The sequence below is a fragment of the Streptomyces chengmaiensis genome (genome assembly GCF_029846775.1).
GTDB lineage: Bacteria > Actinomycetota > Actinomycetes > Streptomycetales > Streptomycetaceae > Streptomyces > Streptomyces chengmaiensis.
In genome coordinates this window covers 133416-152610 of the sequence record NZ_JARWBG010000013.1, presented here as the reverse complement: position 1 = coordinate 152610, position 19195 = coordinate 133416, and the positions used below count along the sequence as shown (strand labels likewise).

General features: G+C 72.9%; 16 protein-coding genes. 4 read left to right on the top strand and 12 right to left on the bottom strand.

All coding sequences use genetic code 11. The features are described from left to right. The 8 genes from QCN29_RS14100 to QCN29_RS14065 form a co-directional block, all read right to left on the bottom strand. Positions 1-356: adenosylhomocysteinase (locus QCN29_RS14100; protein WP_279928257.1), on the bottom strand; the 356-nt coding region annotated here is incomplete at its 3' end. Continuing rightward, positions 299-553 (bottom strand): adenosylhomocysteinase, encoded by a 255-nt coding sequence (locus tag QCN29_RS14095; RefSeq protein WP_398859197.1) that lies wholly within the window; start codon positions 551-553, stop codon positions 299-301. The genes QCN29_RS14095 and QCN29_RS14100, both read right to left, overlap by 58 nt. Before the next feature lie 235 nt (positions 554-788). Continuing rightward, positions 789-1754 (bottom strand): cation diffusion facilitator family transporter, encoded by a 966-nt coding sequence (locus QCN29_RS14090; RefSeq protein WP_279928230.1) that lies wholly within the window; start codon positions 1752-1754, stop codon positions 789-791. A 254-nt stretch (positions 1755-2008) separates the two neighbouring features. Then, positions 2009-3196, bottom strand: coding sequence for a mannose-6-phosphate isomerase, class I (gene manA / locus QCN29_RS14085; protein WP_279928229.1), 1188 nt, complete (start codon positions 3194-3196; stop codon positions 2009-2011). 244 nt (positions 3197-3440) lie between these two features. Then, the gene (locus QCN29_RS14080; protein ID WP_279928228.1) at positions 3441-4577 is read right to left on the bottom strand and encodes an SIS domain-containing protein; all 1137 of its coding nucleotides are present in this window, start codon (positions 4575-4577) and stop codon (positions 3441-3443) included. A 196-nt stretch (positions 4578-4773) separates the two neighbouring features. Beyond that, positions 4774-4956 carry a Trm112 family protein gene (locus QCN29_RS14075; RefSeq protein WP_240139008.1) on the bottom strand — a complete coding sequence of 61 codons (183 nt, stop codon included), beginning with the start codon at positions 4954-4956 and terminating at the stop codon, positions 4774-4776. A gap of 205 nt (positions 4957-5161) precedes the next feature. After that, positions 5162-6523 carry a phosphomannomutase/phosphoglucomutase gene (locus QCN29_RS14070; RefSeq protein WP_279928227.1) on the bottom strand — a complete coding sequence of 454 codons (1362 nt, stop codon included), beginning with the start codon at positions 6521-6523 and terminating at the stop codon, positions 5162-5164. Positions 6524-6626: 103 nt separating this feature from the next. After that, positions 6627-7076, bottom strand: a complete 450-nt coding sequence (locus QCN29_RS14065; RefSeq protein WP_240139011.1) for a DUF3499 domain-containing protein — start codon at positions 7074-7076, stop codon at positions 6627-6629. Between the two features lie 274 nt (positions 7077-7350). Here QCN29_RS14065 and QCN29_RS14060 point away from each other — a divergent pair, with 274 nt between their 5' ends. Beyond that, a complete protein-coding gene (locus QCN29_RS14060; RefSeq protein WP_279928256.1) occupies positions 7351-7809 on the top strand; it encodes a metallopeptidase family protein in 459 nt (152 codons plus the stop codon). A 232-nt stretch (positions 7810-8041) separates the two neighbouring features. Here QCN29_RS14060 and QCN29_RS14055 read toward each other — a convergent pair whose 3' ends face one another. The 3 genes from QCN29_RS14055 to QCN29_RS14045 all read right to left on the bottom strand — a co-directional run bounded on the left by QCN29_RS14055 (position 8042) and on the right by QCN29_RS14045 (position 14196). Then, complete coding sequence (locus QCN29_RS14055) at positions 8042-9625, bottom strand: DUF5719 family protein (RefSeq protein ID WP_279928226.1); 1584 nt, start codon at positions 9623-9625, stop codon at positions 8042-8044. Then, a complete protein-coding gene (locus QCN29_RS14050; protein WP_279928225.1) occupies positions 9622-13575 on the bottom strand; it encodes a glycosyltransferase family 2 protein in 3954 nt (1317 codons plus the stop codon). The genes QCN29_RS14055 and QCN29_RS14050 overlap by 4 nt, the downstream gene beginning before the upstream one ends. A gap of 357 nt (positions 13576-13932) precedes the next feature. Beyond that, a complete protein-coding gene (locus tag QCN29_RS14045) occupies positions 13933-14196 on the bottom strand; it encodes a WhiB family transcriptional regulator (RefSeq protein ID WP_240139015.1) in 264 nt (87 codons plus the stop codon). Positions 14197-14962: 766 nt separating this feature from the next. Here QCN29_RS14045 and QCN29_RS14040 point away from each other — a divergent pair. Genes QCN29_RS14040 through QCN29_RS14030 form a run of 3 tightly spaced genes read left to right on the top strand, consistent with a single transcriptional unit; the run spans position 14963 to position 17963 of the window. After that, the gene (locus tag QCN29_RS14040) at positions 14963-15514 is read left to right on the top strand and encodes a cysteine dioxygenase (protein ID WP_279928255.1); all 552 of its coding nucleotides are present in this window, start codon (positions 14963-14965) and stop codon (positions 15512-15514) included. 20 nt (positions 15515-15534) lie between these two features. Next, positions 15535-16494, top strand: a complete 960-nt coding sequence (gene cofD, locus QCN29_RS14035) for a 2-phospho-L-lactate transferase (RefSeq protein WP_279928217.1) — start codon at positions 15535-15537, stop codon at positions 16492-16494. Then, positions 16491-17963, top strand: coding sequence for a coenzyme F420-0:L-glutamate ligase (locus tag QCN29_RS14030; RefSeq protein ID WP_279928216.1), 1473 nt, complete (start codon positions 16491-16493; stop codon positions 17961-17963). Before cofD ends, QCN29_RS14030 begins: the two co-directional genes overlap by 4 nt. Positions 17964-17977: 14 nt before the next feature. On the opposite strand, the gene QCN29_RS14025 is transcribed toward QCN29_RS14030, so the two are convergent. Then, positions 17978-19024 (bottom strand): DNA-3-methyladenine glycosylase family protein, encoded by a 1047-nt coding sequence (locus QCN29_RS14025; RefSeq protein ID WP_398859196.1) that lies wholly within the window; start codon positions 19022-19024, stop codon positions 17978-17980. Positions 19025-19195 lie beyond the last annotated feature (171 nt).

Here is a 19195-nt window from a genome sequence, read left to right as displayed (position 1 = left end):
CTGTTCGGCCAGGTCAGCGCCTGCTCCGTGCACCACCAGTACTCCTCCAGCGTCTCGCCCTTCCAAGCGAAGACGGGAACACCCCGCGGGCTGTCCACGGTGCCCTCGGGACCGACGGCGACCGCGGCAGCCGCATGGTCCTGAGTGGAGAAGATGTTGCAGGAGGCCCAACGGACCTCCGCGCCCAACGCGACCAGAGTCTCGATGAGCACGGCCGTCTGCACAGTCATATGCAGAGAGCCGGTGACACGCGCGCCGGCCAGCGGCTGCACCTGGGCGTACTCCTTGCGGATCGCCATCAGACCGGGCATCTCATGCTCGGCCAGGGTGATCTCCTTGCGGCCGAACTCGGCCAGGGAAAGGTCGGCGACCTTGAAGTCNGCAGAGAGCCGGTGACACGCGCGCCGGCCAGCGGCTGCACCTGGGCGTACTCCTTGCGGATCGCCATCAGACCGGGCATCTCATGCTCGGCCAGGGTGATCTCCTTGCGGCCGAACTCGGCCAGGGAAAGGTCGGCGACCTTGAAGTCCTTGCCATGGGCGACAGTCGACATGCGAACTGCTCCTCGTCATTGGGTCGAGGTGGGAACGGCTGGCTGTGCGGCGGCACGAGCATAGGAATGCCCGGGCATCGACCGCAGCTCAGTCCGTCGGAGGCCCTCTCTCCCTCGGTCGGCCCGCTCGGGGACCGCCCGACCGCCATCAGCAGCGACGTCTGACTCCGTCACGAATCTACACCGACCGACCCCGTCGGCCCCAGTCCGCGGGGGCCGGATCCGGCCAGTCCGGTCACTGGTCCGGGCCGCCGGGGGCCTGGGCCGGGCGGACGCCGCCCGCTGCGATGGTCTCGTCGTAGATGTCCGGCTCCAGGTAGATCACGCGGGCGATCGGGACGGCGGCGCGGATGCGCTCCTCGGCCGCGTTGATCGAGGCGGCGACCTCGTCCGCCGTGTCGTCGTGCCGTACCGCGATCTTCGCCGCGACCAGCAGTTCCTCCGGGCCGAGGTGCAGTGTGCGCATATGGATGATGCGGGTGACGGCGTCGCCGTCCACCAGAGCCGTCTTGATCTTCTCGACGTCCTCCGTCCCTGCCGCCTCGCCCAGCAGCAGGGACTTGGTCTCGGCTGCGAGGACGATGGCGATGAGGATGAGCAGGACGCCGATGCACAGGGTTCCGATGCCGTCCCAGACGCCGTTTCCGGTGGCCAGGGCGATGCCGACGCCGCCGAGCGCCAGGATCAGGCCGACCAGCGCGCCGAGGTCCTCCAGCAGGACGACGGGCAGCTCGGGAGCCTTGGCCCGGCGGACGAACTCCTTCCAGGAGAGGCCGCCGCGGACCTCGTTGGACTCCTTGATGGCCGTGCGGAAGGAGAACGCCTCCGCGATGATCGCGAAGACGAGGACGCCGACCGGCCAGTACCAGTGCTCGATCTCGTGCGGGTGCTTGATCTTCTCGTAGCCCTCGTAGACGGCGAACATGCCGCCGACCGAGAACAGGACGATGGAGACCAGGAAGGCGTAGATATAGCGCTCGCGACCGTACCCGAAGGGATGCTGCGGGGTCGCCTCGCGCTGGGCCCTCTTGCCGCCGAGCAGCAGCAGCCCCTGGTTGCCGGAGTCGGCGACCGAGTGGACGCTCTCGGCCAGCATCGACGAAGAGCCGCTGAAGAGGAACGCAACGAACTTCGCTACCGCGATCGCGAGGTTGGCGGCGAGTGCCGCCACGATCGCCTTGGTTCCGCCTGACGCGCTCATGTGTGTGGGTATGTCCCTTCGTGCGATGCCTGTGTCGCCTTCCGGGACGGCAGCGCCCCGGCGTTGGCGGTGCGTCATTGTTGCAGCAGGGGTCGCGGGACCGGACGGCGATGCCGTGCCGGGCGGCTTTCGGTCCGCTGCGGGTCCCCTGTGGGTACGCCCCCGGTCCACAGTCGGTCCGCAGTCGGTCGGCGTCGGTCTCCGCAGTCTGCCGGGAGCGAGGGGCTGACGGGCATGGCCAGGGCGACGAGGTGTCAGGCCACCACAGTGGCCCGGAAGATCGTGCCGCCGGCAACCCCGGCGCCCGGTGCCGCAGCCGAGACGTGCACATCCTCGCCGGCCGGCACGAACACGGACTCGCCCGGCCCGAGCGTCAGGTCGCCCGCGGCCGCCCTGCCCGCCGTGCACAGCAGGATCTGCGGGGTGTGCGCCGTCAGGTCGCGGGGCGCGGCGCCCGGGGCGAGGACGTAGCGCGACAGCCGGAACTCGTCGACCGGGGTGTCGTACACCTCTTCCCCGGAGGGCGACTCCTCCGGCCGCAGAATGCCCGGGTCGCCGGCTTCGAAGCGGACGATGCGCAGCAGTTCGGGCACATCGACGTGCTTCGGGGTGAGTCCGCAGCGCAGGACGTTGTCGGAGTTCGCCATGATCTCCACGCCGAGGCCGCTCAGGTAGGCGTGCGGCACCCCGGCACCCAGGAACATCGCCTCGCCGGGCTGCAGCCGGACGTGGTTCAGCAGCATGGCGGCGATCACACCGGGGTCGCCGGGGTAGTGGTGGGCGAGCCCGACATACGGGGCGTGTTCTGCGCCGAGGCGCTCCGCCGCAGCGGCGGCCGCCGCGACCGTGGCGGACATCTCCTCGGGGTCCGCGGTCAGCACGGCGGTCAGGACCTCCCGGAGCGCGGCCTCCTCGGGGTGGGCGTGGAGGAGGTCCACGTACGGCTTGAGCGAATCGACGTCGAGGGCGGCGAGCAGATCGGCGGAGACGGCCGGCTCGCGAAAGCCGCACAGCCCGTCGAAGGGCGTCAGCGCGCAGATCAGCTCCGGCTTGTGCTGAGGGTCCTTGTAGGTGCGGTGGGGGGCGTCGACGGGGATGCCGGCGCGTTCCTCGGCGGCGTACCCCTCCTGGGCCTGTGCGAGGTCCGGGTGGACCTGGAGGGACAGCGGCGCTCCGGCTGCCAGCAGCTTGAGGAGGAAGGGAAGGCGCGGACCGAACTTCTCGACCGTGGCCGTGCCGAGTTCGCCCGCGGGGTCGGCGTCGATGACCTCGGACAGGGGGCGTTCGACATCGTCTCGTGTGAGGCGGGAGGGGGCTCCGGGGTGCGCGCCCATCCACATCTCGGCCTGGGGTTCACCGGTGGGGGCGACCCCGAGGAGGTCCGCGATGGCGGTCGTGGACCCCCAGGCGTAGGGGCGCACGGTGTTGGAGAGGCGGTCCATGGAACTTCCCGGTTCTCGGTCTCGGTGCTCTGGTGCTCGGTGCTGGTGCTCGGTGCTGGTGCTCGGGTGCTCGGTGCTCTGTTGTTCTCGGTCTCGGTGCTCGGATGCTCGGGTGCTGGTGCTCGGATGCTCGGGTGCTCGGCTCGCGCAGGCAATGTGCGCGGCTGTCGTGCCGCTCGGTACGCGATGATGGTCACAGCGCGGCGCGAGCACGGGGAACGCAGCGCAGCGTCCCCCTTTCGGGTTACGAGCGGTCGTACGAGTCGGCAAGCGCCAGATACACCGCGGCGAAGTCCGTGACGGCGAGGAGTTCGGCGATCGACTCCAGTTCGCTGCCCTCCTCCGGTTCGAGTTCGCTGACGGGGGTGTCGTGACTGAGCGCCAGCTCCCGCGCGGCGGGCGCGGCGGTCAGCCCGTCGGCCGGCCGGTCGCGCAGCAGCACGACCCGCGCCCGGAGCGCCTGCTGCTCCTCCACCCGGTCCCGGAAGAAGTCCTCCGGATCTGCGCCCGCCGCCAGGTCCCCCGCGAGCAGCACGGCATGGGACGGCAGTGCCTCGGGCAGCTGGGCGGCGAGGGCGGGGCGTCCGGCGAGTTCGGCCAGCACCGCGGCGAAGCGGCGGCCCGCGGGCGCCGCGCCGGCGCCCTCCGTCCAGATGAGCGGCAGGCTGTCGGCGAGTTCGGCGGCGAGCGTCTTGGCCGGGTTGTTGTACGTGACGATGGCCGGGCCGCACTTCTCCGCCGCGTGGTCGAGCCGGTCGGCCACCTTCGCCAGCGCGTCGTGGGGGGCGTCGAGGAGCCCTACGCGGTCCAGCAGCGCCAGCAGCGGGGTGAACAGCGCCCACAGCGCTCCGGGGCTGGCGGCGGCCTGCGTCTCGTCGTACTCGTGCGGGGCGGTGGCCATCGGCACCACCAGGCCGTGTCTGCCGCCGACGGCTTCGGAGAGCGGCGAGCGCTGGGGCGCCACTGCGACGACGGTGCAGCCGCGGCGGTACGCCTGTTCGGCGAGCACGGCGAGGCCGGGCTCGGTGCCGTCGGCGGTGGGGATCAGCAGCAGATCGACCGAGCTGGTCCAGCCGGGGAGCGCCCAGCGCAGGGCGCCGGCGGCGGCCGCGACGCCGCTGGGGTGCAGCCGGATGACGGGGGCGGACGCGCCCGCGAGCGCGCCGACCAGATCGGCGACGCCGGTGGCGGCGGTGCCGGGGCCCGCGACGAGCACGGCGCGGGGGCGGCCCTCCGGCCTCAGCTCCGCGATGCCCGCTTCGGCGGCATGCCGGGCGGCGGTGCGCACCCGCGCCCCGGCTTCCGCCGCGCCGCGCAGCAGCCCCCGGCGATCGGCGTGGGCCAGGGCGTCCGGGTCGTCGAGGAGCGACTCGTCGAGCATGAGGGTGGGCCTCCGATCGCCGTCGCGTGCGCCGTGCGCGTACGGAAGACGCGTCCTGACGCGTTTCGCGTGCTTCTGTGCGGTTGTGATGGCAATTGTTCGATTGTGCACGATCCGTAGTGATGTGCACGCGCGGCGCGACAGGCTCCGCCCGGATCGTCCTGCGGCCGCCGCGCGCAGACACACGGGCAGGCCGTTACGCCGGGCGGCGCGCCTCGTCGACGAGGAGGACCGGGATGCCGTCCCGCACCGGGTAGGCCAGACCGCAGTCCTCGCCGGTGCAGATCAGCTCGGGTTCGTCGGCTGCCGTGCGGTCGCTCAGGGGCGCATGGCAGGCCGGGCAGGCGAGGATCTCCAGAAGGCCGGCTTCAAGCGGCATGGCGAGGGTGTCCCTTCAGGTTCACAGGCGTCACGTTCACGCACGTCACGTTCACGCACGTCACGTTCACAGGCGTCACTCCTTCACAGGCGTCACGCCGTATGCGTCGAGCCACGTCAGCCTACCTCCGGGGACCGGAGTGGAGCGCGTTGAAGGCGGCCGCGGGGGAGCCGGCGGCGGGGAGCCGGCCCGCCGCGGCCGGTCCTCAGACCCGGACCAGTGCCAGCACCTCGTCGCGGACCTTGGCCATCGTGGCCTCGTCCCGGGCCTCCACGTTCAGCCGCAGCAGCGGCTCCGTGTTCGAGGGGCGCAGATTGAACCACCAGTCCGCGGTCGTCACGGTCAGACCGTCCAGCTCGTCGACCGCGACGCCGTCGCGGGCGGCGAACGCCTCCTTCACCGCCGCCGTGCGCCCCGCCTGGTCGGCGACCGTCGAGTTGATCTCCCCGGAGCCCGTGTACCGGTCGTACTGGGCCACAAGCCGGGACAGCGGTCCCTCCTGGGAACCGAGGGCGGCCAGCACGTGAAGCGCCGCCAGCATGCCCGTATCGGCGTTCCAGAAGTCCCGGAAGTAGTAGTGCGCCGAGTGCTCGCCGCCGAAGATGGCGCCGGTGCGGGCCATCTCCTCCTTGATGAAGGAGTGCCCCACACGGGTGCGGACCGGGGCGCCGCCGTTCTCGCGCACCACCTCGGGGACCGACCAGGAGGTGATCAGGTTGTGGATCACGGTGCCGCCGGGGTGCTTGGCCAGTTCCCGGGCGGCGACGAGCGCCGTGATCGCCGACGGGGAGACGCCCTCGCCGCGCTCGTCCACGACGAAGCAGCGGTCGGCGTCTCCGTCGAACGCCACGCCCAGGTCGGCGCCCTCGGCCCGGACACGGGCCTGGAGGTCGACGATGTTGGCGGGGTCCAGCGGATTGGCCTCGTGGTTGGGGAAGGTGCCGTCAAGCTCGAAGTACATCGGCACCAGCATGACGGGGAGGGCCTTGAAGACGGTGGGGACGGTGTGCCCGCCCATGCCGTTGCCCGCGTCGACGACCACCTTCAGCGGCCGCATCGACCCCAGGTCCACCAGCGACAGCAGATGGGCGGCGTACTCGTCCAGGGTGTCCCGCTCGGTCATCGTGCCGGGCCGGGCGACGGGGGCCGGGGCGCCCTGCTGCGCCCACTGCCCGACGAGCGCCCGGATCTCGGCGAGGCCGCTGTCCTGGCCCACCGGGGCCGCGCCCGCGCGGCACATCTTGATGCCGTTGTACTGGGCGGGGTTGTGGGATGCCGTGAACATCGCGCCGGGCAGCCCGAGCCGCCCCGAAGCGAAGTACAGCTGGTCCGTGGAGCACAGTCCGATGAGCGTGACATCCGCTCCCCGGGCAGCCGCGCCCCGGGCGAAGGCGGCGGACAGGCCAGGCGACGATGGCCGCATGTCATGGCCGACGACGATCGCGGTGGCCTCGGTGACCTGGACGAATGCCGCCCCGAACAGTTCCGCGAGGCTCTCGTCCCACTGGTCCGGCACCACCCCGCGCACGTCGTACGCCTTCACAATCTGCGACAGATCCACAACCACCGGCCACCCCTCCTGAGACTCATCGGTCCGCCCAAAGCTACCGGGCCTGGCGGGGCGGCTGGTGAACAGCCTGGAATCGGAAGCGGAGGTGTGGCCCCGGGCGTCAGGAGTCGGGGGAGCGCAGGACCCGCAGATGTCCGCGCCGCGCGACCTCCATGGGGTCCGCCGTGCGGCGGCTGCCGCCCTGCGCGCCGGGCCCGCCGTGGCCGCCCGCTTCGGCGGCGCGGCCCTGTGGGCGGGCCGCTTCCCGTACCGCGTTGGCGAGCGCCTCGAGGTCGTCGCCGCTGGGGCGGGGCGGGGCGGAGCCGTCGGTGAGCCGCACGACCTCCCAGCCGCGCGGTGCGGTGAGGCGCTCGCTGTGCTCGGCGCACAGGTCGTAGCAGTGGGGCTCGGCGTAGGTGGCGAGCGGGCCGAGCACCGCGGTCGAGTCGGCATAGACGTACGTCAGTGTCGCGACGGCAGGGCGGCCGCACGCGGTGCGCGAACAGCGACGTACAGGGCTCACGACGTTGGACGGTACCGCACTCTTGAGCGGGCTGCGACGACTCTCCACCAGGTCACTCGCCCGTGTCGCGCTGTGAGATGCCGCATACGGCCCTCCGGAGGGTCTGTGCTGACCTGCGGTGGAGGGACCGGGCGTCGGGAGGGAGCGCCACGAACCGGTCATCACGTGGGACGAATAAGGTCAATCACAGTGAGGGCGACGGTCGTGGCACGGTTGGCAATCGAGCCGAACGCTGGCCGGATCGTTCAATTATCGACAACCATCCTCACCGGAGCGCACGCGGGAACGCCGCCCTGCGGGGGAGAGCTACGCTGCGTCAGTGATGGACAGTCCTGTGCCTCCTCCCCCGGCCTCGGCCACGGGGACCTCCTCCCGCCCGGCCGATCCGCGGCCGCGTCGACGTGACCGCCATGGGCGTGGCATGCGCGGACCTGTTGCTCCGCCCCAGGTACCGCTCGCCGCCAGCCGCGCCGAGACGTTCCGCGATCTGGTCCAGGACTCGGTGGAGCGGCTGGAACGGCGCTGGCCGCAACTGGCCGACGTCGACTTTCTGGTGCTGGAGGTGCCGGGGGCACCGGAGGCGTCCGTTCCGCTGGGCGGCATGACACCCGCGGGAAAGGACCGGCCGGCGCGCATCGTGATCTACCGGCGCCCCGTCGAGATCCGGACGAAGAACCGGGACGAGCGGGCCCTCCTGGTGCACGAGGTCGTCGTGGAGCAGGTGGCGGAGCTGCTGGGGCTGGCCCCGGAGTCGGTGGACCCGCGGTATGGCCAGGACTGACGTACGCGGTATGGCCAGGACTGACCTACAAGGCCGAAGGACCGGCTGACGCCCCTCGGACGACCGACGCTTCTCAGTCGTCGCCACTCGTGGAAGCCGGTCGTTGCCAGGCGTCCTCTGCCGTCGCCGGTCATCTTCAGTCGTCACCGGTCGTCGTCAGTCGTCACCGGTCGTCGCCGCCTGCCCTCAGCCATCGCCACCCGCCGTCGCCACCCGCCGTCGTCACCTTCCCTCAGTCGTCGAGCACCGAGAGGTCCTGCTTCGCCTCGGGCACGGCAACCGTTCCCTCGTCATACGGCAGCGTCTGCACCGTGAACATCGGGATGCCGTCCTCCGGCAGCTCCAGCATCCGTGCCGCATGCACCGGACCGCCCGATTCCGTCTCGACCGTGAGCGCATACGTCCCCTTGAGACCGGACGGGACCGGCGGGGTGACCGAGAGCGTCGTGCCGCCCTTGACGTCATACGTCTTGACGGTCTCCGACCCGCCTTCCGTCCCCGCCGAGGCGGTCACCCTGACCTTGGCGGCCGCGCCCGGCGCCGTGAGGGACAGCGTGGAGCCCTTCGCCCTGTTGTCGGCGACGGCGGCCCGCTCCCCCACCGGCGCGGTCGCCGGGATGAAGGCGATCTCCTGCTTGTCGCCCTTGCCGCGGACGACCCTCAGCGCTGCGACCACCGGGGTCGCGGGCCGCCCCTCAGCCGGGCTGACGACCAGCGACCCCGCCTCGCCCCTGGTGACGTTCTGGAGGTCGATGCTCGCGGTCATCCCCGACTTGACGTGCAGGCTCTCGTTGCCGGCCGGGGTGATCAGCCCGTCCGGGCCGGCGAGCTGGATCCTCAGCTCCGCGTCGCTCTCACCGGGTGCGAAGGCGACCAGCCGCACCGAGACGGCGTCCTTCGGAATGCCCGGCAGCACCGCGGTGGCCGAGGGGTCGGCGGAGGCGCTCAGCCAGTCGCTTCCGGTGTTCTCGTCGGCGGCCCGCACCACCGCCCCCACCCGACCGCTGCGGGTGGTCACATGCACCGTCACATCGACGGCACGTTCGGCGGTCAGCGTGGACAGCAGCACGGGGACGCTGGTGCCCGCCGGCACCGGGATTCCCTCGCTCAGCGTGCTCTTGAGCAGGCCCTCCTCGCCGTAGAGCTCGATGTCGACGACGGCCGCGGTCTCGTCGGGGTTGGTGAGGTGGACATAGTCGCGGCGCTCCTCGCCCGTGGACGCGCCCGGGAGCCAGAAGTCGGTGTCGGGCGCGGTGCAGCTGACGCCGAGCAGACCGCGGCCGGCGCCTGCGGTGACCTTGGTGGTCTGCTGGGCGGTCCAGCCGGGCGCGAACCGTCCGGTGGCGGTGCCGAGGAGCGCGGGGGCGTCTGCGCCGCTCGCCTCGGCCGCCGCGGGCTTGCCGGGCTCCTTGAGCGTGAGCACGGGCTTGCCCTGCGGCTGCTCCTTCGTTCCCTCCCCCTCCGGCGTTTCCTCCCCCTCCGGCTCGCCCTTCTTGCCGGCCTTGGCGGTGTCGTCGCCGTCGGCCAGCGTGGACACGGACGGCCTCAGTTCGGCCGTCGCACCGCCGGTCCCGTCCCCCTCGCTCTTCGGGGCGGTGGTTCCGCCCGCCGGGGTGAAGGAGGTGTACGCGGTCTCGGCGGCCTCCGAGACGCCGGGCGCGGGGCAGAGCAGGCTGGAGCGTTCGACGGGCAGCCGGGCCGGGGCGGCCGACGGCGCGGGCGACCCGTCCTTCCCGGGCGCGGTCAGCGTCGCGAACCCGGTGATCGCGGCCAGCGCGGCGCTCGCCGCGATCAGGGAGATGGTCGTGCGCTTCACTCTGACTCGCCTCGCGGTGTGTTGCCGGTGGGCCACTGCGCCTGGCCCTGGGTGTCGTCGGGGTGCTGTTGCGGCTGCCCGTAGGAGTAGGGGTCGTACTGGCCCTGCTCGTACCGGTCCTGCTCGTACCGGTCCTGCTCGTACTGGCCCGTGTCGTACCGGCCCGTGTCGTACTGACCCGTGTCGTACTGGCCCTGGGCATGGGGCTCGTGCGGGTACTGCCCGTAGGGGTCCGGCTGTTGCCCGTACGGGTCGGCCTGGTGCTGCTGCTGGGTGTACGCCTCGGAGCCGCGTTCGTCGGTCCCCTGCCCGGCTGAGCCATACGCACCGGAGTCGTACCCGGCCGCGCTGTAGGCCTCGGAGCCGTACCGGCCCGTTTCATAGGGCGGCTGCGCGGCGGCCGCGTACGGGTCGTCGTACCGCGGCTCGTCGTACCGCCCGTCGCGGTACGGCTGGTCGTCCTGCGACGCCTCCGCATACGCCGGGCCGGTGTCCCGGCCGTCGGCCGCGGACTCCCATGTGCCGGAGTGCTGCCGGGGCACGGCCCCGTAAGGGTCGGGTTCCCCGGAGCTCTGCCGCGGTAGGCGCGGGATGGCGGCGTCGTCGTGGCCGGCGGGCCCGTGGTCTGCCACCGCGTCCGCCGCGCCTTCCGCCCCGGCAGCGGCCGTGGCAGCGGTGGCACGCAGTCGCCGCGCACGCCGTCCTTCGCCGTCGGCGGGGTGCGCGAACGCGGCGGCGGGCGTCTCCTCGTCCGGGAGGTCGTCGTCGATCTCACGCCGCCTGCCGGGCAGGGCGAGGATCAGCAGCAGCAGCGCGAGCGCGCCCTGGGTCCAGATCCATGCCGTGTGGGTGACGGGGTCGGCGTAGGCAAGGTGGAGGCGGCCGCCTTCGGCGGGGAGTTTGAACCCCTGGGCCCAGCCGTCGACGACGGTCTTCTCCAGCGGCTTCCCGTCGAGGGTGGCCTGCCAGCCGTCCGCCGCGTGGTCCGCGATGCGCAGGACGCGGCCGCCCGGCCCGTCGGGGATGTCGGCGCGGGCCTCGACGGTGTCGGAGGCCACGGGCAGCGGATCGTCCTCGCCGGCGACGATGACGGCGCGGGCGACCTGCCGGTCGACGCGCCACAGGGCGCTGCCGTCGAGCTGGCTGAGCCGGGTGAGGCCCGGGGTGGCGTCGAGGACGCGGGCGGTCTGGCGGGGCGCGCCGTCGCGGACCAGCACATAGCGGATGGCGAATCCGCTGAGCTGGCTGGTCTGGTCGGCTCCGGAGCCGGCGACGAGCCCGGCGACCACGGCGTCGAGGCGGGGGTCGCTGCCGCCGCTCGCGGCCAGTTCGGCGTCGCCGAGGCGGGCGCCGGAGCCGCGGACAAGGGTGTAGGGGACCGTGCCGGGTGAGTCGCCGCCGAGGACGAGGGTGCGGGGCTGGTCGCGGGTCCCGCTCTCCTCGGCGACGAATGCGGGCACCTGGACGGGGTCGCGGCGCTCAAGAGGGCCCGCGGCGCCGCTGAGCATCCAGTTGGCTGCGGCGGCGAGGGGGCCGAGTGCCGCGGCGAGGGCGATGAGTACGGCGACGGGCTGCCGCCAGCCGAAGTTCTGCGCGGCGACGCGGGTGCGGCCGCCTTCCGCGCCGAGGACGGCGGCGGTGAGCAGGGCCAGGCCGTAGACGAGGGTGGCGGGGCCGGCCCAGGAGCGGTCGGCGCCGTTGAGTACGACGGCGAGGACGAGTCCGGCGAGGGCGGCCGCCCAGGCGGCGCGGATCGCGAACTGGCGTTCTTCGCGCAGCAGGGCTGCGAGGGCGGCGAGCACGATGCCGGCGAGGACGACGCCGCCGACCGTCTTGGGGCCTCCGGGGCTGATTCCGAGCAGGTCGAGGGTGTCGGCGGGCCCGGTCGCGTAGTCGAGTCCGGCTTCGGTGAGGAAGGCGGAGGGGCTGGTCAGCAGGGTGAGGGACCAGGGCGCCAGGACCAGGAGCGGGGTGCCGAGGGCGGCGAGGAAGCGCAGGCCGTACGCGGTGAGGTCGTGGCGGCGCAGGATCAGGACGGCGATGCCGAGCACCAGGGCCAGCGGCCACACGATGGGTGTGAAGGCCATGGCGAGGGTGAGCAGCAGGGCGTACGCCCAGGTGGCGCGCCAGCTTCCGCGTGTGTCGGGGCCGTGGTCGGCCGGGGCGGTGCGCAGTCCGTGGGCGGCGACGGCGGCGCGGGCGATGAGCGGCAGCAGGACGGCGAGGACGGCGGTGCCGAGGCGGCCGGTGGCCAGCGCGCCGGTGGCGGCGGGCAGGAAGGCGTACGCGATGCTCGCCCAGGCGCGCAGCAGCCGGGACTCGACGAGGGGGCGGGCGGCGAAGTACGCGGTGAGTCCGGCCAGGGGCACCGAGCAGACGAGCAGGACGGTGAGGGCGAGGCCGGTGGAGCCGAGGAAGAGCGCGGAGAGTGCGCCGAGGACGGCGAGGTAGGGGGGTGCGGTCTGGGTGCCGCCGGTGCCGACGGGGTGCCAGTGGTCGGTGTAGCGGTTCCAGAGGTCGGTCACGTCGGACGGCGCGGGCAGCAGTGCGCCGCCGGCGAGGGAGCCGCCGCCGAACAGGTCTCTGCAGGCGATGAGCGATACGAGGAGGAGCAGGGCGAAGAGGACGGGTGCGGGCTTGCGTGCGATCTTCTTCAGCCGGGCGAACTGTTCGACTTCGAGGTAGTCGGCGTCGTCTCCGCCGGGTCCGCTTTCGACGGCGCCGTGGCGGGATCCGCCGGTGTCGGCGTCGGAGCCGGCGCCGAGGCTGCCGGCGATCTGTTCGACGGTGGCGCGGACGGTGGCGCCGGGCGGCGGGAAGAGGGGGCGGAGTTCGGAGGCGGCGACGGCTCCGCCGGTCCTGGCGCGTCTGCGGCGTGCGGCGATGATCCGCTCGGGACGCAGCAGGGTGCCGAGGAGTCCTCTGACTTCGTCGACCGCCTGTCCGGGGGCCTTGCCGACGAGGTAGAAGAGGGTGCGCAGCAGGGTGCCGAGGACGATGCGGGTGAGGACCCAGGGCAGGGCGACGCCTCGGGTGTTGGCGAGGAGGGCGTAGACGGCCCCGGCTTTGTCGATGCGGTGCGGGCTGGTGGCCGAGCGGCCGGCGCAGTCGACGGTGCGGCGTTCGCGGGAGGCCGCTTCGGCGTGGCGGAGGACGGCGTCGGGGGCGATCAGGACGCTGTGTCCCGCGGTGTGGACGCGCCAGCACAGGTCGACGTCGTCGCGCATGAGGGGCAGTCGGCGGTCGAAGCCGCCGAGCTGTTCGTAGACGTCGCGGCGGATGAGCATGCCGGCGGTGGAGACGGACAGGACGCCGCGGATCTGGTCGTGCTGGCCCTGGTCCTGTTCGCGGCGGTCGAGCCCGGTCCAGCGGCGGCCGCTGTTGGCGATGGAGACGCCGGCTTCGAGGAGTTGTCTGCGGTCGTACCAGCCGCGGAGTTTGGGGCCTATGACTGCGGCGTACTCGTCGTCGTCCGCGACGCGCAGGAGTTCGGCGAGTGCGTCGGGTTCGGGTGCGCAGTCGTCGTGGAGGAGCCAGAGCCACTGGACGGGTTCGCCGTGGGGGAGTTCCGGCATGTCGTAGGCGTCGTCGCGCCAGGTCCTGCTGACGGGGTCCCAGCCGCTGGGCCGCTTGAGGTAGGGGAGGTCCTCGGGGGTGAGGACGGGCGCGGTGCGTACGGCTTCGTCGACGGCGGCGCCGAAGCCGGTGCGGCGGGCGAGGTGGAGGACGCGGTCGGGGCCGATGGCGTCGGCGACGAGCCGTGCGGAGTCGTCGGCGCTGCCGGTGTCGGCGGCGATGACGTTCTGTACGGGGCGTTCCTGGCCGACGAGACCGGCGAGGGCGTCGGGGAGCCAGCGTGCGCCGTCGTGGGAGACGAGCACGGCGGTGACGACGTGCCGCGGGAACTCGGGCTGCTGCGGGGGCGTGAACGCGGCTGTGGTGGCGGACATCGGGTAGGGGCCCTCCGGCCGGGCGGGGTCGCCCCGTGGGGCGGTGGAGCGTCGTGGACGGGTGCCCACACTAACGGCTGGCGGCACAGCGGTCCGCCGGCTGCTGGAGGGTGCAGCCGGCGGACCGTCGTTCACATATGGGTTTGTCGGTGTGCTCGCCGGGCCCGGCAGCCGATGGGCTGTCCGCGCACCCGTCCGGGCGGGGGACCGGGCGGGGTCCGGGCGGGGGACCGGGACTCGTGCGGCTCCGGCCTCAGAGCCTCGGGCCCTGACGGCGCGCGCGACCGCCGCCGCCCTTTCCGCTGCACCCGCTTCCCGGGGCTGTGCCCCACAAGGCGCCCGGTGCCGTGGAATATCTCAGACGGCCGCTTTCTTCAGCCGTCGGCGCTCCCGCTCCGAGAGGCCGCCCCAGATGCCGAACCGCTCGTCGTTGGCCAGGGCGTATTCAAGGCATTCGGACCGGACTTCGCAGGCGAGGCAGACTTTCTTGGCCTCGCGGGTGGAGCCGCCCTTCTCGGGGAAGAAGGACTCGGGGTCGGTCTGCGCGCACAAGGCGCGCTCCTGCCAGCCGAGTTCCTCGTCCGCGTCTTCGACGAGCAGTTGATGGAACAGCTCGGTCATGTGCGCCCCTCGTCTGTCTTCGCGTCCCCGTGATGCAGCCGTCGATGTTCGCCGTCATCGATCTCGGCCGAACGACACGAGTGAAATTACAAGTGTGGTGCTCCGAGCCAGTCAAGCCGGGATCTGCTATTGGGCTCGGTATTCACTCTGCGGAACTAAGGCTATGCGGAAAGTGTTCAAATCACCAAAAAGGTGACACATGCCAACGGCCTGCCCGCATCTCCCTTCTCACGCGGAGAAGGACGCCCCATGGGCCGATCTTGTTTCGGCCCGAACCGCCGAAGCGATCGAGATCACAGTCTGATCACGGTGACTCGGCGGCGTTTACGGGCGCGACCGCTGCGCATGTCGCCCGTGTCTCCCGGGTCATCAATGAACAAACCTCTCTCCGTTTGCAGTAACCGGATGAGGTGAAACATTGCCGCCAAATCGGGCATTGGGTTGACACCTGCAGAGCCAGCAGGTCACCTTTGTCTCCATGCCAGCGACCTCAGCGCACTCCGCGACCCACGTCCGTGGGTTCCGCACCGCTGTCCAGGCTCGCTGTTGCTGTTCCAGCTGTTCCAGCTGTTGACGCCCCAGCGCTCCGGCTTCCCTCCCCTCCCGTACGCGTCCGCGTACGACCGCGGCACACCGCGCAAGCCCGGCCACTGCCGCCCCTGACGTCCCGTGCGCACGTTCATCCGCGCACTGTCCGCCCCGCGCTCCAGCCGAGGAACCCCCGCACCCCATGAACAGCAACAGCGCCAGCGACCACAACGGCGGCCTGACCGTCGAGAGCGACCTGACCATCGCCGGCGACATCCTCGCCGTACAGCACCTGCTCCAGCCCGCCCGCGAGCACCCGGCCACCGTCGCCGAGTTCGCCGGCCTCGCCCGCGCCATCGCCGCCGACCGCGCACAGTGGGCCCCCCTCATCCGGTACGACGCCGCCACCCGCTGGTACCACCGGCTGCGCACCGGCCCCGGCTACGAGGTGTGGCTGCTGTCCTGGGTGCCCGGGCAGGGCAGCGGGCTGCACGACCACGGCCCGTCCTCCGGCGTGCTGACCGTCCTCGAGGGCGAGCTGACCGAACGGTCCCGCGCGACATCCCGCAGCCTGACCGCAGGATCACAGCGCGTGTTCGCCCCCGGCTATGCGCACGAGGTCGTCAACGACTCGCTCGACGGCGCGGTCAGCCTGCACATCTACTTCCCCGGTCTGACCGAGATGCCGATGCACGACGCCGACGGCGACAGCGCACACGACACACACGGCACACGCCGCGCACAGTGCGCCCCGGCCCCCGCCCCCGGAGGGGATGTCGTACGCGCCTGACGGCCTGACAGACTGCCTGCATGCGCATTGTGGTTCTGGCCGGCGGCATCGGCGGCGCCCGTTTCCTGCGCGGCCTCAGAGCGGCCGCCCCCGAAGCCGACATCACGGTCATCGGCAACACCGGTGACGACATCCATCTGTTCGGGCTGAAAGTCTGCCCCGACCTCGACACGGTGATGTACACGCTCGGCGGCGGCATCAACGAGGAGCAGGGCTGGGGGCGCGCCGACGAGACCTTCCACGTCAAGGAGGAACTGGCGGCATACGGCGTCGAGCCGACCTGGTTCGGGCTCGGCGACCGCGACTTCGCGACCCATGTCATCCGTACGCAGATGCTCGGCGCGGGCTATCCGCTCAGTGCGGTCACCGAGGCGCTGTGCGCCCGCTGGAAGCCGGGCGTAAGACTGCTGCCGATGACCGACGACCGCGTCGAGACGCATGTCGCCATCCAGGCCGAGGAAGGCACGCGCAAGGTCGTGCACTTCCAGGAGTACTGGGTGAAGCTGCGGGCCGCCGTGGCCGCGGAGGCCGTCGTACCCGTCGGCGCGGACCAGTCCAAACCCGCGCCCGGAGTGCTGGAGGCCATCTCCACGGCCGACGTCATCCTCTTCCCGCCGTCCAACCCCGTCGTCAGCATCGGCGCCATCCTCGCCGTGCCCGGCATCCGCGAGGCCATCGCCGAGGCGGGCGTCCCGGTCGTCGGCCTGTCCCCCATCGTCGGCGGCGCACCCGTGCGGGGCATGGCCGACAAGGTGCTGGCCGCGGTGGGCGTGGAGACCACGGCCGCGGCCGTCGCCGCGCACTACGGCTCCGGGCTGCTCGACGGCTGGCTCGTCCACACCTCCGACGCGGACGCCGTCGCCGATGTCGAGGCCGCCGGCATCCGCTGCCGCGCCGTGCCGCTGCTGATGGCGGACCTCGACGCGACCGCGCAGATGGCGCGCGAGGCGCTGGCGCTGGCCGAGGAGGCCCGCGCATGAGCCGCGACGGCGAAGCGCCGTCGTACCGGGTGTGGGCCCTGGAGGGCATCGGCGAGGTACGGGAAGGCGACGACCCGGCCAAGCTGATCGCCGCCGCCGGCCCCGGCCTCGCGGACGGCGACATCCTCCTGGTCACCTCCAAGATCGTGAGCAAGGCGGAGGGGCGCATCGTCCCGGCCGCCGACCGGGAGGCGGCGATCGACGCCGAGACCGTGCGGGTCGTGGCGCGCCGCGGCGCACTGCGGATCGTGGAGAACCGGCAGGGGCTGGTGATGGCCGCGGCCGGCGTCGACGCCTCCAACACCCCCGTCGGGACGGTGCTGCTGCTGCCCGAGGACCCCGACGCCTCCGCCGCCGCCATACGCGACGGACTGCGCGACGCCCTCGGCGTGGACGTCGGCGTGATCGTCACGGACACCTTCGGACGGCCCTGGCGCAACGGACTGACCGATGTGGCGATCGGCGCGGCGGGCGTGCGGGTGCTGGACGATCTGCGCGGCAGCACCGACGCGCACGGCAACGAGCTGAGCGTCACCGTGACCGCGGCGGCCGACGAGCTCGCCGCCGCCGGAGACCTCGTCAAGGGCAAGGCCCGGGGGCTGCCGGTGGCGGTCGTACGAGGACTGCCCCATCTGGTCGTCTCGCCCGGCTCCCCCGCCTCTGCCGCCTCCGCCGACACTCGCGGCTCGCTCCACTCTCGCGACGGCGACTCTCCCGCCCCTCACTCCTCTCCCGACCCTCGCACCTCTCCCGGCTCTCGTACCTCTCCCGATCCTCGTACCTTTCCCGACGGCGACTCCGAGAACAGTGCCGGCGGCGCGCGGGCCCTGGTGCGCACCGCGGCCGACGACATGTTCCGGCTGGGGACCTCGGAGGCAGTGCGCGAGGCGGTCACCCTGCGCCGCACGGTCCGCGAGTTCACCGACGACCCCGTCGACCCGGGCGCGGTGCGGCGTGCCGTCGCCGCGGCGGTGACGGCGCCCGCGCCGCACCACACCACGCCGTGGCGGTTCGTGCTGCTGGAGTCCCCCGAGGCGCGGCTGCGGCTGCTCGACGTCATGCGGGACGCCTGGATCGCCGACCTGCGTCGCGACGGCCGGTCCGAGGACGCCGTCGCCCGGCGCGTGCGGCGCGGGGACCTGCTGCGCAACGCGCCCTACCTGGTGGTGCCGTGCCTGGTCATGGACGGGGCGCACCACTACGGCGACCCCCGCCGGGACACCGCGGAACGCGAGATGTTCGTCGTCGCCGCCGGCGCGGGGGTGCAGAACTTCCTGGTGGCCCTGGCCGGCGAGCGGCTCGGGTCGGCGTGGGTGTCCTCGACGATGTTCTGCCGTGACGTCGTACGGGACGTGCTGGGGCTGCCGCCGGAGTGGGACCCCATGGGCGCCGTGGCGGTCGGGCGTCCGGCCGCGCCGCCGAAGGAGCGGCCCGCACGGGACGCCGGGGCGTTCATCGAGGTGCGGTAGGCCGCCGCCTCCGGTCAGAGCAGGGAGATGTCCGTACGGGGCATCTTCGGGTGCCTCCGCGGCGGTGTGCGGCCGCTGAGCAGGATGAGGCGGGCGGCGCGGTGCCGTTGGCCGGCGTACGGAGCGAGGAGCGCCAGCATCGCCGCGTCGTCGGCGTCCCGGTCGCCCGCCAGCGCATAGCCGACGACGCCCGGCAGATGCAGATCGCCCACGGTGATCGCGTCCGGCGCGCCATGGCTGCGCTGCACCGTCTCGGCGGCCGTCCACGGGCCGATGCCTGGGACGAGCCGCAGCCGGGCGGCGGCCGCCTCCGGGTCCATGGCGGCGGCCTCCTCCAAGCGCCGCGCCACACGCACGGCGCGCAGGATCGTGGCGGAACGTTTGGCGTCGACGCCCGCGCGATGCCACTCCCACGACGGGATCAGCGCCCAGGTGCGGGCCTCGGGCATCACATGCATCCGCTCCGGCGCGGGGCCGGGCGCCGGCTCGCCGTGACGGCGCACCAGCAGCCGCCAGGCGCGGTACGCCTCGTCCGTGGTGACCTTCTGCTCCAGGACCGAGGGGATCAGCGACTCGAGCACCAGACCGGTGCGGGTGAGGCGCAGACCGGGGCGGCGGCGCTGCGACAGCGCGACGAGGCGGTGGCGGGGGGCGAAGGCGTCGGGGTCGTCCTCCGCGCCGAGCAGCGCGGGGAGGCCGTCAAGAAGCCAGTCCGCCCCCGGACCCCAGGCTTCGGCGTGCACGCCGGGCTGCACTGTCCGCACGCGCAGGGTGCCCGGGCCCGCGGGCGTGCGGGTCGCGCGCCAGACGGACCCGTCCGCCGTGGTCCGGAACGTCGGGTCGGCGGGCCCGCGCCGCAGCGGCCCGAGCACCAGCCCGAGGTCCAGGGGCCCGGGAGGCGTGTACCGCCGCGTCTTCGCACCCTCGTGCCGCCGCGCGCCGGGCACCGCGCCCCGCGGCACGGCGGTGTACCCGCCCCGCACAGCGGCACGGGTGGCCCCCTGCCCGTCACCGGGACGCCAGGAACCGCCGGAAGGGTTCGGGGTGAAACGTCCTGCCACGGGTGGGGTCCTTGAGGGGCGCGGGTGTGGTGCGGTCGCGGGTGTGGTGCGGTGCGGTATCGAGGGTAAGCGTCCCCCGGGCGGACGGTCCCCCCTCGTACGGGTCGCCCGTGACCCGGGCAGGCGGCTCTTCCCTCCCACCCGCCCCGTTTCCGGCGCCTCGCCAGGCGC